Here is a 12,751-nt window from a genome sequence, read left to right as displayed (position 1 = left end):
CCGCTGATGCGCCAGGTCCTGCTCTTGAACGCCACCTACGAACCCCTGACCACGCTCTCCCTGCACCGGGCCGTCGTGCTCGTGCTCAGGGAGAAGGCGGACGTCGTGCACCGTGACGGGCGGGGCGCCGTGTTCCGCTCGGCGAGCCGCACGCTCGACGTCCCCTCGGTGATCAGGCTTCGGAGATATGTCCGGATCCCATACCGGTCGCGGATCCCGCTGACCCGGACCGCGCTGATGCGCCGGGACGACTACCGGTGCGCCTACTGCGGCCAGCGGGCCGAGACCATCGACCACGTCATCCCGCGTTCCCGAGGCGGCCCCCACACGTGGGAGAACTGCGTCGCGTCGTGCACGACGTGCAACCACCGCAAGGCCGACCGCATGCTGGAGGAACTGGGGTGGACGCTCAACGTCGCCCCGGTGGTGCCACGCGGCGTCCACTGGCGGTTGATCGGCGCGCACATCGTCGGCGACCCCCAGTGGGCGCCCTACCTCGCGGAGAGCGCGGCCTGAGGGCCGGCGTCCGGATGACGGGGCCGCCGCGGCCACCCTGCGGAACGCGGCCGCGGCGGCCCCGTCGGCCCTGTCATGCCCGCGCGCCGGGCGCCGCCCGCCGGCGCAGAAGATCCACGATCGGCACAATCACCTCATGACATGGGTTTTCACCTCCGATGCCGAGGCGTACACGGGTGTGGCGGAGCCGTGGCTGCTGCGGGATCCGGTGCGCAACACCGTCCCGCTCACGGTCCTGCGCGCCATACGCGACGGCCTGTGGGGCGACGACGCGCTGCTGGGGTGGCTGGAACGCGACGGCCGGGTCGTGGCGGCGGCCGTCCAGACGCCTCCCCACGCCCTTCTGCTCCCCGTGATCCCCGCCGACACCGTGCCGGAGCTCGCCACCCGCCTGATCGAGACGGAGCGGGCGATCTCCGGCGTGCACGGGCCGCTCCCGCTGGCCGAGACGTTCTCCGCCTCCTGGTGGCGGCCCGAGGCCGGGCGCCGCACCGAGCGCCTCTACCGGCTCGACGCGCTCGCCTCCCCGGTGCCCCGCGCGGACGGGACCTCCCGGGTCGCCGTCGCCGCCGATCTCGACCTTCTGGTCCGGTGGGGCGAGGAGTTCCAGGCCGAGGCCGAAGGCGTCGCCCACGTCGGCCTGACCGCGCTGGTGGCCAGCCGGATCGCCAGGCGGGAACTGGTCGTGTGGGAGGCGGGCGGGCGGCCCGTCGCGTTCGCCGGGGCCTCCGCATCCCTCGGCGGGATGTCCCGGGTCGGCCCGGTCTACACGCCCCCGGAGTCCCGTGGGAAGGGCTACGGCACCGCGATCTCGCACGCGGTGAGTGCCAAGGTGAGGGCCGAGGGCGCCGCCGAGGTGCTGCTCTTCACCGATCTGTCCAACCCTGCGGCCAACTCGATCTATCAGGCGATCGGCTACCGGCCGGTCGGCGACTACGCTTCCATCATCTTCGCGTGAGCGATCCGGGCAACCTGGGTAACCTTGGTGTCATGCCCCGATACGACTTCCGCTGCCGCGCCTGCGGGTCCACCTTCGAGATCTCCCGCCCGATGGCCCACTCCGGCGATCCGGCGCTCTGCCCCGACGGCCACGACGACACCGTCAAGCTGCTCTCCACGGTCGCCGTGACCGGCGGCTCCACCGGCTCCGCCGCCGCGCCCCAGCCCTCCGGCGGTGGCGGCGGGTGTTGCGGAGGCGGCTGCTGCGGCTAGGTGTACTGACCTGAGAGGTCGGGTACGCGGCCGGCGGGTGGCCGGCCGTTCAGCGCGGTGTGGCCGCGTATCCGACCAGTGTGGGCAGGATGGCCAGGCCCGCCTGCGTATTCGGGCCTGCCACCCGGATCGGCTCGCGCCGCCAGGTGACAGATCCGACGAATCCGACCGGCTGTCCTGCTAGGCGGCGCGCTTGCCCTGGAAGGGCAGGAACGCCTCGGCCCGATGCGGGCGGGCCGGCACGAAGGTGGGCTCGGTGGCGATGATCCGGTCGAACCTGAACGCCCGGATCGCGCCGCGCATGCGGCACATTCCGACGAGATACCAGTATTCGCGGTGGACCATGCAGGTCACCGGGTCGACGTCGCGGACGGTGACCCGGCCGGAGACGTCCTGGTAGTGGAGGCGGATGACGAGGTTTGAGGTGATGGCGTTGGCGATCGTCCGGGCTCGGTCGGCGATCGGGGCGGACATCGGCTCGGTGAGGGTCGCCAGGGTGGTGGCGACGACGTCGTCGTCGAGCTCCATCTGCTCGAAGGCGTGGCGCAGGCCGCTGCGGGCGGCGTTGGCCTGCGGACCCGACCCCAGATGCGCCATCGACAGGGCGAGTGCGGCGATCTCGGCGGCCGTGAGCGGGGCGGTGAGCTTCATGACGTTAGTCATACCCAGATAATACGTCCGAGCACTGACATTTTTTCGAACTTCCTGTCGGGTAAGGCATCTGTACCCGACAGGAAGCCCAGGTCAGCGGGACAGCTGTGACAGGTCGCGCGAGGCGCCGGTGGAGGCCGAGGTGGTGAGCGCGGCGTACGCCTGGAGCGCGGCACTCACCTGGCGCTGGCGGTCGCGCGGCCGGTAGCCGCCCAGGTCGGTCAGGAGCTTCTCGCGGCGGGCGGCCAGCTCATCCTCGGAGACCTTCAGCTCGATCGAACGGCCGGGGATGTCGATCGCGACGAGGTCGCCGTCCTCGACGAGGGCGATGGTGCCGCCCTCGGCCGCCTCGGGGGAGGCGTGGCCGATGGACAGCCCGCTCGTGCCGCCGGAGAAGCGGCCGTCGGTGACCAGCGCGCAGTCCTTGCCCAGCCCCTTGCCCTTGAGGAACGAGGTGGGGTAAAGCATCTCCTGCATGCCGGGCCCGCCCTTCGGCCCCTCGTAGCGGATCACCACGACGTCGCCGGCCTTGACCCTGTTGTTGAGGATGCCCTCGACCGCGTCGTCCTGCGACTCGAAGACCACGGCCGGGCCCTCGAACCTCCAGATCGACTCGTCGACCCCGGCGGTCTTGACGATGCAGCCCTCGGTGGCGATGTTGCCGTACAGGACGGCCAGACCGCCGTCACGGGTGTAGGCGTGCTCGGAGTCGCGGACGCAGCCCTCGGACCGGTCGAGGTCCAGCTCCTCCCAGCGGGCGCCCTGGGAGAAGGGCTTGACGGTGCGGACGTTGCCGGGAGCCGCGTGCCACAGCTCCAGCGCCTCGGGCAGCACCCGCGGCGACTGGGGGTCCCAGCCGTCGAGGTAGTCGCCCAGGGTGCCGCCGTTGACGGTGTACGCGTCGCGGTGGAGCAGGCCCGCCCGGTCGAGCTCGCCCAGAATCGCCGGGATGCCGCCCGCGCGGTGGACGTCCTCGACGTGGTACTTCGCCGTGGCGGGGGCGACCTTGCACAGGCAGGGCACCCGCAGCGAGATCTCGTTGATCTCCTTCAGCCCGAAGTCGACCTGGGCCTCGCGGGCCGCGGCGAGGATGTGCAGGATCGTGTTGGTCGAGCCGCCCATCGCCACGTCCAGCGCCATGGCGTTCTCGAACGCGTCCCTGGTCGCGATGGCGCGCGGCAGGACCGTCTCGTCGTCCTGCTCGTAGTAGCGGCGGGTGATCTCCACCAGCTGGCGCCCGGCGTCCTCGAACAGCTTCCTGCGCGCCTTGTGGGTGGCGAGGATCGTGCCGTTGCCGGGGAGCGCGAGGCCGATGGCCTCGGCCAGGCAGTTCATCGAGTTGGCGGTGAACATCCCGCTGCACGAACCGCAGGTCGGGCAGGCGTTCTCCTCCATCTCCAGCAGCTCGGCGTCGGAGACGGAGTCGTCGGCGGCGGCGATCATCGGGTCGATCAGGTCGAGCTTGCCGTTGGGGGTCTTGCCCGCCTCCATCGGCCCGCCGGAGACGAAGACCGTTGGGATGTTGAGCCTGAAGGCGGCGAGCAGCATGCCCGGGGTGATCTTGTCGCAGTTGGAGATGCAGATCAGTGCGTCGGCGCAGTGCGCGTTGACCATGTACTCGACCGCGTCCGCGATCAGCTCCCGGCTGGGCAGCGAGTAGAGCATGCCGCCGTGACCCATCGCGATGCCGTCGTCGACCGCGATCGTGTTGAACTCGCGCGGGATCGCGCCCGCCTCGCGGATCGCCCCGGCGACGACGTCGCCGACCTCGCGGAGGTGGACGTGCCCGGGGACGAACTGGGTGAAGCTGTTGGCCACGGCGATGATCGGTTTCCCGAAGTCCTCGCCGGCTACGCCCGTCGCCCGGAGGAGGGCCCGGGCCCCGGCCATGTTCCTGCCGTGAGTGACCGTACGAGACCTGAGGGCGGGCATGAGGCTTCTCCCATCATCGAAACCGTGTCTACAAATGGTACGGCTACCGCCCGGTGCGTGAGACGCCTGTCCATGCCGCGAGACATCCGGCCGGTGACCACATGTTCCGTGAACACCGCCCGAGCATGATCGAGGCGCCGCGGCGGTGACGAGGCCCGGCTCGTGACCACATGTTCCGTGAACACCGCCCGAGCATGATCAACGTACCGGACGAGGGGTGACAAGGCGGGGGGCGGCGAGGCGCCGCACCGGTCACCGGGACGGTTCCGGGACGCCGACGGGGCACGGGGTGGGCACCGGGGCGGCGGCCGGTGGGCCCGATACGGGCCCAGGGTGTCCTCCGACACTACCGAAGGTCTCCGCGCCCGGCGAACCCGGGGCGAGCGGCACCCGGGGAGACTTCTCGGTCACCCGCCGCGCCGCCCGCGACCGGCACCCACGGGGACGAGCAGTCGGCGCACGCGCGGGAAGGGGAGACGGGAGCCGCCGGGCCGGGGCGCCGTGGCGGGGCTGACTCCCGTCGGTCCCGACGGGAGAGGCACGGTCGTGCGAAAAAGGGCTCGCGGGACGTCCGGAATCAGTTCTCCGGGTAGCGGGCGGGCAGGACCTGCTCGGCGGCCTCGAAGATCCTGTCGATCTCGGCGTCGGTGAGTGAGCGTTCCCGCTTGGTGATCCATTTACGGACACGACTGCCGTCGAATACGTCGACCTCGCGGACGTTGAGGACCTTCCAGGGGATGGCCGGGCCGTAGATCGCCAGGGACGGCACGATCGTGACCTCGCGGCCCAGCTCGGCGCCGATCAGCTCTCCGGCCTGGGAGGCCTCCCAGCGGGCCTCGTCGAGGCGGGGCTTCTGGTTGAACGGGCCGTGGAAGAGCTTGCGGTGCGACTGGACGCGGACCGGCAGGCGCTTGTCCCACTTCTCGGAGTCGACCGCGTAGACGCCGGTGGGGCCCACGACCAGATGGTCGATCTGGGCCTCGCTGCCGGGAATCGCGCGGGCGTGCAGGGTGCGGTAACCCCCGCGCTCCAGCCGTTTCAGCTGCATCTCCGTGCGCCGCTCCGCGACCGAGGCGCGCCGCCAGGCGGGCACCGAGGAGTTGGAACGGGCGCGAAGCACCGTGTCGACGATCGCGGCCACCACGGCGGCGGTGAGGCCCAGCGGCAAGCTGGCCAGCAGGATGCCCGCGAGCACGCCGACACCGACCGCGATGATGACGCGCCGGCGCAGGTGGCGGTACTTCGGGTGGTCGAGCAGACCGCGCAGCGAGGCGCGCTCGACAGGTGCGTACGTAGACGCTGGCGCGGCGGGTCGAGACGTCGGCCGGTCCTCGGCCTGTCGGTCACTGACCCAAATCGGTGACGTAGTGTTACCGTCTTCTGGTACCTGACCGGAATCCACGTAACTCACGGTAGCTGACGTCCTCGGGGGTGCCTAGTATTGCGTATCTCATACTTTTGTGACCGCCGTCACCCGCTTGGCACTGCTATGAACCGGGTACCTTAGGGCTTTTCGCTCTGGATAACCGCGTGTTCTGCGCCTACTGTGCGGGGCGTGACCCACATTCACGATCTTAACGCCCTGGAGCAGGCGGCAGCTGTGCGGCGCAGGGAGATCTCACCCGTCGAGATCACCGAGCACTACCTCGATCGGATCGTCCGCCTGGACCCCCGGGTCGGCGCCTACGTGACGGTGACCCCCGAACTCGCCCTGGAGCAGGCCCACAAGGTCGAGGCCCGGGTGCTCGCGGGGGAGGACCCCTCACCCCTGGCCGGGGTGCCGATCCCGATCAAGGACCTCAACCTCGTCAAGGACGTGCCGATCCGCTTCGGCTCGGCCACGTACGAGGACTTCGTCGCGCCGGTGGACGACAGCGTGGTCGAGCGGCTCAGAGAGGCCGGGACGATCATGATCGGCAAGACCGCGACCCCCGAGTTCGGGCTGCCGTGCTACACCGAGACCTCCGTCTCCCCGCCCAGCCGTACCCCGTGGGACCTCTCCCGGTCGGCGGGAGGGTCCAGCGGCGGCGCGGCGGCCGCGGTCGCCGCGGGCCTGGCCCCCGCCGCGCAGGGCAGCGACGGCGCCGGGTCGATCCGCATCCCCGCCTCGGTCTGCGGGCTGTTCGGCCTCAAGCCCTCCCGGGGCAGGATCAGCTTCGCGCCGATCATCCCCGACCTGGCGGGCCTGTCGACCAACGGCCCGATCACCAGGACCGTCGCCGACGCCGCCGCGCTGCTCGACGTGATGGCCCACCACAACCCCGGTGACCTCTACCACGCGCCGCCACCCGAGCTCGGCTCCTTCGGCGCGTACGCGGGCCGCGACCCCGGGCGCCTGCGGATCGCCCGCTACGCCGAGCCGCTGGTCCCCGGCGCGGTGGTGGAGCCCGAGGTGCTCGCCGCCTACGAGCACGCCTCGGCGGAGCTGGCGGCGCTCGGGCACGAGGTGGTCGACATCGACCCGCCGTTCGGGCCCGAGCTGGTGCCGCGGTTCGTGACGCTCTGGTACTCGTTCTCCTGCATGCACCCGGTCGACCTGACCAGGCAGGACAGGCTCAGGCCGCTGACCGCCTGGCTGCGCGAGCGCGGCTTCGCCACGCCCGCCCCCGACTTCCTGCAGGCCCAGTCGGGGCTGCAGCTCGCCACCCGGATGGGCCTGCGGGCGACCGACCCGTACGACGCGGTGCTCACCCCGACCGTGACGCAGCCGCCCCGGCCCGTGGGCTGGTTCGAGGACGTCGACGACCCCGAGGAGACCCTCGAGCGGATGAAGCGGTTCGCCGCCTTCCCCGCCGTCTACAACGTCAGCGGCCAGCCCGCGGTGAACCTCCCGCTGTACTGGAGCGCCGAGGGTCTCCCGATCGGCGTGATGCTGGCCGGCAGGTTCGGCGACGAGGGCACCCTGATCTCCGTGTCGTCGCAGATCGAGGCCGCCAGAGGGGGTTTCTGGGGAGAGCGCAGGCCCGCCACCTGGTAGCCCTCGACGGGTGGTCGGCGCCGGGTTACTTTTGAGGTGTGGACAGTGCGATCGAGGTCTTCGGCTTTCTCGTCGGAGTCTCCGGCGGCCTGTTCGCGCTCATCACCCTGCTCGTGACGATGCCCGGCAGGATGCGCGACAAGGCCGCGAGGAGCACCTCGGCGGGCGCGGTCTGGCTGGGCGGCCCGTTCGGCAGCGAGCGGGGGATCACCGACTCGGTCCTGGTGCTCACCGAGCGGCGCCCGGCCCGGCCCCCGGCGCCGGAGATCGACTGGGTCTCGCTCGCGGAGACCTCCGAGCCCGGACGGCACACCGGCGGGGCGTCGGCGGCCTGGTGAACCCGGCCGGCCGGTGAGTCGCCGGACCATCGCTGAATCGGTGAAGGCGAGGTGACGGAGATGCTCACCCTGACCTCGACACAGGGGGACGATGTCCGCGAGGCCCTGCGCGCCGCGGAACGGCGTACCGGGCTGCGCTTCGCCGCCTACCTCGGTCCGGCGATCGGGCCGCGCCGTCACTTCTCCGAGCGGCTGCACGCCGCGCTGGGAGCCGACGCCGACAGGGCCGTGCTCGTCTTCGTGGACCAGCGGGGCAGGGCCCTGGAGATCGTCACGGGCTCCCTGGCCGGGGAGTGGCTGCCCGACGCCGAGTGCCGCGTGGCCGCGACGTCGATGGCCGCGGTGTTCGGCCTGGGCGACCTGGTGGGCGGGCTGGTCACCGGGGTCCTGCTGCTCGCGGACCAGGCGTCGCGGCGCAGGTGATCACGCGGGCCGGTCCCGAGGGCGGCCCGTCCGGGCGGAACGAGAATGGTTTTCCCGGATAATCGGCTCGTGCTGAGGATCATGTGGGACGCGCTACGGGGTCGCTCTCGCAGGAGGTCCACGGCGGAACGGGAGCCCGGCAGGATCCTCGACTACGTCCAGGCGACGCTCGCGGACGCCCGAGGGAAGGTCCGCAGGGAGAACGAGACGGCGGCCATCCTGCTGTTCACGACGGGGGCCGCCGCCGCTGCCGTCGTCGTCGGGCTGCTGAACGGCCACTGGAGGCCCGGCGAGCTGTCCAGCAAGGTCGAGTGGCTCTGGTGGACGAGCATGTTCTTCTGGCTGATGGGGATCCTCGTGCTCGCCGGAGCCCTCTGGCGCCGTACCGCCGGGCTCGCGGGCAGGGCCCTGGAGCGGCGCCGCTTCTACCCCGGCGGGTTCGCCGGCGACCCGTCGCCGGGACCGGACCCCCGGCTGGGGTACAGGGCGGAACCGGGCGCGGGGGTCGACCTGCTCGTCCTGGAGATCAGGAGGCTCAACGCCTTCGGGGACGCCAAGCAGCGCTTCATCCGCCGGGGCGTCCTGCTCATGACGGTCTCCATCACCTGCTGCGCGCTGTCGGTGTTCGTCGACGGCCGGCTCTGAGCGAGCCTCCGGGCCCGCCCGGTCAGGGCTGGAGAAGCCTCACCAGGTACGTGCTGATGTCCGCCAGCAGCGTCGAGGGCTTCACCGGGGCGCCCGCGACGGCGGAGAACAGGGCCGGCAACCCCGGCAGCGGGAAGCCGTCGTCGTCGGAGGCCTCGCCGCCCACGCCGTTCTTGGCCAGGACGGGCCGGCTGCGCTCCCAGGCCTCGGTGACCTCCTCGGGGGAGGGCACGCCGAACCCGTGGCCCACCGGGGCCGCGTGGCGCAACCGCACCAGCGGGGTCTCCGCGAAGGCCAGGGCCACCCGGGAACGCAGCGCGAGGTCGTCGCGGCGGTCCGGCTCCACCCAGTCCATCGCGGTGCAGGGGTTGCGGCAGTCGGCCACGCAGGTGGCCAGCGCCCCGGCCACCTGGCTGTGCTGGCGGTCGAAGTAGGCGCGCCACCCCTCGGCCGGCTCCCCGGCCACGCGCAGGGTCCGGTTGACGGCCGACTGCTCGGCCCTCGTGTGGTCGCAGTCGCGGTCGCCGATCACCCCGAACCTGCTGCCCGGAGCGGTGAGCCCCTCGGGCCAGCGAACCGGGTCTCCGGCGCTGCCGAGCACCGGTTCGAAGGCGAGCAGCGGGAGGTACTCGCTGGCGATGTGGACGGCGGCGACCATGGGGCTCAGCTCGCGGCGGTGCCACCTGACCGCGATGACCTCCAGCAGCAGCCCGTACGCGGGCCGCAGCGACTCCAGCGCGCCGCGCGGCTGCTCGCGGGGCGTCTGCGGCATCGTGCAGGCCCGCGCCCGCCGCCGCAGGTCGCTCGGCACGGCCCGCGCCTCGGCGGCGAAGTCCTCCGCGTCGAGCGAGAGCAGCCGCTGGCCGAACTCGCACGCCGCCTCGATGTTGGCCGCGTCCTCCACGACGCCCGAGGCGAGGGCTCCGACATCGCCGAAGGCGTATCTCCGGGCCAGGGAGACGAGCAGGTCACGCGCTGATTCCACGTGATTTACCCTCTCATGACCCACAAGCGGCAGGACCGGTGTCCACACACGGCGAGACGCGGGACGGTTCCCGCGCTTGACGACTATTTCTACCAGTGTTTGCCGGAAATCACCCAAGGCTTCGCCCCGGGGAGGTTCCGGGCGACGCGCCCCTCGCCGTGACGGCGAGGGGCGTCCGCGTGGCGGGTCTCCCGGTCGCCCGGGGTCCGGGCGGTCGCCCTGACCCCGGGATCCGCTCCGAGACCGGCCCATCCCCGCGAGCCGGCCCGGTTTCGCGGCGGGGTCAGGCCGCCGAGGCGTCCTTGGCCTGGGCGCGCAGGGCGCGGCCGATGCCGTCGGCGCCCTCGAGCAGCAGGCGCTTGAGGGCCTGCGGCGGCTGGGTGGACGAGATGAGGTCCTGGGTCCTGGCGACCGTCTCGGGGGAGATGTTCAGCGCCGGGTAGCAGCCGTTCGCGAAGTTCTGGGCGCTGTCGGAGGTCCAGGACTTCCAGATCCTGCCGATCTCCTCGAAGTACTTCTCCCCGTACGGCTCCAGCAGGTCCGGGTGGCGCGGGTCCATGAAACCGACGAGCGTCGAGCGGAGCAGCGCGCCGCTCAGCTTGCCCTCGACGATCGCGGCCCAGGCGTTCGCCTTGCCCTGGGCCGTCGGGATCCCGGCGCGGCAGAGCGCGGCGGAGCGCTCGCCCGTCGCGGTGGCGTCGCGCAGCAGCTCATGGGCGATGTCCTCCTCGCCGAGCAGGCCGCCGGAGACCAGGGCGCCGGTCAGCGTCCAGCGCAGGTCGGTGTCGACGGTGAGGCCGTCGAGCACCGTCTCGCCGTCCAGCAGCCCCTTCAGGAACGCCAGGTCCTCGGTGGAGGTGGCCACGGCCGCCAGCGCGTTCAGGTAGGCGAGCTGGTGGTCGGAGCCGGGCTCGGCCGCGGTGACCAGGCCGCGCAGCGCGGAGGCCAGCCGGGACAGGCCCTCGGGGCGCCAGGCGGGGTCGGCGTACTGCTGGACGGCCAGGCGGGCCTGGCGGAGCACGGTCTGGGCGACCGTGATGTCCGTGACCGACTCGATGTTGGAGATGACCAGGGTGAGGTAGTCGCGGGTGGACATCTCGGCGTCGCGGGTCATGTCCCAGGCGGCCGACCAGCACAGCGCGCGGGGCAGGGACTCGGTGAACCTGCCGATGCCGCCCTCCGTCACGGTCCGCAGCGACCGCTCGTCGAGCCTGACCTTGGCGTACGTCAGGTCGTCGTCGTTGATCAGGACCAGGTCCGGCTGGACCTCGCCGACCAGCTCGGCCACGGCCGTGCGCGCGCCGACGACGTCCAGCTCGACCCGCTTGACGCGGACCAGCTCGCCGTCCCGTACGGAGTACAGGCCGATGGCGACGCGGTGCGAGCGCAGCGTCGGGTAGTCGGCCGGGGCCTCCTGGAGCACGTCGAACTCCAGGAAACGGCCCTCGGGGTCGACGGTGAACGACGGGCGCAGCGTGTTGACCCAGGAGGTCTCCAGCCACTCCTTCGACCAGGAGGACAGGTCGCGCCCCGAGGTGCGCTCCAGTGCGCCGAGCAGGTCCGCGAGCGTGGTGTTGCCCCAGGCGTGCTCGTTGAAGTAGGCGCGGACCCCGGCCAGGAAGTTGTCCAGCCCCACGTAGGCGACGAGCTGCTTGAGGACCGAGGCGCCCTTGGCGTACGTGATCCCGTCGAAGTTGACCTCGACCGCGTGCATGTCGACGATGTCGGCGGCGATCGGGTGGGTCGAGGGCAGCTGGTCTTGGCGGTAGGCCCAGGCCTTCTCGACGTTGGCGAAGGTCGTCCAGGCGCCCTGGCCCCAGCGGGTGGCCTCGGCCTGGCAGAGCACCGAGGCGTAGGTGGCGAACGACTCGTTCAGCCACAGGTCGTCCCACCAGCGCATGGTGACCAGGTCACCGAACCACATGTGCGCCATCTCGTGCAGGATCGTCTCGGCGCGGCGCTCGATCACCGCGTCCGTGACGCGCGAGCGGAAGACGTAGTCCTCCAGGAAGGTCACGCAGCCCGCGTTCTCCATCGCCCCGGCGTTGAACTCGGGGACGAAGAGCTGGTCGTACTTCCCGAACGGGTAGCGGACGCCGAAGACCCTGTGGAAGAAGTCGAAGCCCTGCCTGGTCACCTCGAAGAGGTTGTCCGGGTCGAGGTGCTCGGCGAGCGAGGCCCGGCAGTACAGGCCCAGCGGGATGCCGTCGTGCTCGGAGGTCACCTTGTGGTACGGCCCGGCGCACAGCGCGGTGATGTAGGTCGACATCACCGGGGAGGGCGGGAAGTGCCAGCGCCTGGACGCCTGGAGCGCGCCGTGCCTGCCGCGGTGCTCCGGCAGCTCCTCGGCCGTGTCGGGCGCCGCGTTGGAGATGACCTCCCAGTGGGACGGCGCGAGCACGGTCAGCTCGAAGGTGGCCTTGAGGTCGGGCTGGTCGAAGCACGCGTACATCCGGTGCGCGTCGGCCGTCTCGAACTGGCTGTGCAGGTAGACGCTCTTGTCGACCGGATCGACGAAGCGGTGCAGGCCCTCGCCGGTGCGGCTGTAGGAACAGTCGGCGTCCACGCGCAGCTCGTTGGTCTCGGCCAGGCCCGGCAGCGGCAGCCGCCCGGTCTCCGGGTCGTAGCCGCTCACGTCCAGCTCGACGCCGTTCAGGACGGCCCTGCGTACCTTGGCGCCGGCCAGATCGACGAACGTCCCCGCACCCGGGCGGGTGCTGGTGAAGCGAACCGTGGTGACGCTCTCGAAGCGCTCCTCACCCTCGGTCAGGTCGAGCTCCACCGCATAGGACCGCACGCTGAGCAGCCGTGCGCGCTCGCGCGCCTCGTCACGGGTCAGATTGCCTGCCACTACCGCTCCCTCTTCACAACTTCCCCCGCTCCATTGCTAAGGGGTGACTGAATCCTGCCACGTAAGGCCGCGGAGCGCCGCTTCGCCTCAGCCTGCGGACCGATACCCAGATTCGAGAATAAAGAGGCATGTCAAGGTATTAATCCACCTGTGGAATAGGGAACTCCGCCGTCCGGGTTGTCGCTACCGAAGCAGCCTCACGACCAGGAAGCGGAAAAAAG

12 protein-coding genes are annotated in these 12,751 nt (G+C 71.4%); 7 read left to right on the top strand and 5 right to left on the bottom strand.

Annotated elements, in window-relative coordinates; genetic code table 11:
* Positions 1-6 precede the first annotated feature (6 nt).
* The 3 genes from OG587_RS42330 (at position 7) to OG587_RS42320 (ending at position 1,728) form a co-directional block, all read left to right on the top strand.
* Positions 7-516 (top strand): HNH endonuclease, encoded by a 510-nt coding sequence (locus OG587_RS42330; RefSeq protein ID WP_329084484.1) that lies wholly within the window; start codon positions 7-9, stop codon positions 514-516.
* Between the two features lie 136 nt (positions 517-652).
* Positions 653-1,474 (top strand): GNAT family N-acetyltransferase, encoded by an 822-nt coding sequence (locus OG587_RS42325; protein ID WP_329084483.1) that lies wholly within the window; start codon positions 653-655, stop codon positions 1,472-1,474.
* A gap of 32 nt (positions 1,475-1,506) precedes the next feature.
* Positions 1,507-1,728, top strand: coding sequence for an FmdB family zinc ribbon protein (locus tag OG587_RS42320; protein WP_329084482.1), 222 nt, complete (start codon positions 1,507-1,509; stop codon positions 1,726-1,728).
* A 180-nt stretch (positions 1,729-1,908) separates the two neighbouring features.
* Here the strand turns inward: OG587_RS42320 and OG587_RS42315 are convergent, their stop codons facing one another.
* The 3 genes from OG587_RS42315 to OG587_RS42305 form a co-directional block, all read right to left on the bottom strand.
* Entirely contained in the window at positions 1,909-2,391 is a 483-nt protein-coding gene (locus tag OG587_RS42315; RefSeq protein WP_329084481.1) for a helix-turn-helix transcriptional regulator, read from the bottom strand.
* A gap of 81 nt (positions 2,392-2,472) precedes the next feature.
* The gene (ilvD, locus tag OG587_RS42310; protein WP_329084480.1) at positions 2,473-4,311 is read right to left on the bottom strand and encodes a dihydroxy-acid dehydratase; all 1,839 of its coding nucleotides are present in this window, start codon (positions 4,309-4,311) and stop codon (positions 2,473-2,475) included.
* A 577-nt stretch (positions 4,312-4,888) separates the two neighbouring features.
* The gene (locus OG587_RS42305) at positions 4,889-5,713 is read right to left on the bottom strand and encodes a nuclease-related domain-containing protein (RefSeq protein WP_329084479.1); all 825 of its coding nucleotides are present in this window, start codon (positions 5,711-5,713) and stop codon (positions 4,889-4,891) included.
* Between the two features lie 153 nt (positions 5,714-5,866).
* Between OG587_RS42305 and OG587_RS42300 the strand changes: the two genes are divergently transcribed.
* The 4 genes from OG587_RS42300 to OG587_RS42285 all read left to right on the top strand — a co-directional run bounded on the left by OG587_RS42300 (position 5,867) and on the right by OG587_RS42285 (position 8,694).
* On the top strand, positions 5,867-7,288 hold the full coding sequence (locus OG587_RS42300) for an amidase (RefSeq protein WP_329084478.1): 1,422 nt from the start codon (positions 5,867-5,869) through the stop codon (positions 7,286-7,288).
* Positions 7,289-7,326: 38 nt separating this feature from the next.
* Positions 7,327-7,626, top strand: coding sequence for a hypothetical protein (locus tag OG587_RS42295; protein ID WP_329084477.1), 300 nt, complete (start codon positions 7,327-7,329; stop codon positions 7,624-7,626).
* A gap of 60 nt (positions 7,627-7,686) precedes the next feature.
* On the top strand, positions 7,687-8,049 hold the full coding sequence (locus OG587_RS42290) for a DUF5130 family protein (RefSeq protein WP_329084476.1): 363 nt from the start codon (positions 7,687-7,689) through the stop codon (positions 8,047-8,049).
* A 69-nt stretch (positions 8,050-8,118) separates the two neighbouring features.
* Positions 8,119-8,694, top strand: coding sequence for a hypothetical protein (locus OG587_RS42285; RefSeq protein ID WP_329084475.1), 576 nt, complete (start codon positions 8,119-8,121; stop codon positions 8,692-8,694).
* Positions 8,695-8,716: 22 nt separating this feature from the next.
* Here the strand turns inward: OG587_RS42285 and OG587_RS42280 are convergent, their stop codons facing one another.
* Both OG587_RS42280 and pepN read right to left on the bottom strand, forming a co-directional pair.
* The gene (locus OG587_RS42280) at positions 8,717-9,679 is read right to left on the bottom strand and encodes a hypothetical protein (protein ID WP_329084474.1); all 963 of its coding nucleotides are present in this window, start codon (positions 9,677-9,679) and stop codon (positions 8,717-8,719) included.
* 283 nt (positions 9,680-9,962) lie between these two features.
* Complete coding sequence (gene pepN, locus OG587_RS42275) at positions 9,963-12,530, bottom strand: aminopeptidase N (RefSeq protein WP_329084473.1); 2,568 nt, start codon at positions 12,528-12,530, stop codon at positions 9,963-9,965.
* Positions 12,531-12,751: the final 221 nt, after the last annotated feature.

The sequence above is a fragment of the Streptosporangium sp. NBC_01469 genome (assembly GCF_036227305.1).
Taxonomy (GTDB): Bacteria; Actinomycetota; Actinomycetes; order Streptosporangiales; family Streptosporangiaceae; genus Streptosporangium.
The sequence above is the reverse complement of the archived record's forward strand: the minus strand, read 5'-3'. Positions and strand labels throughout refer to the sequence as shown.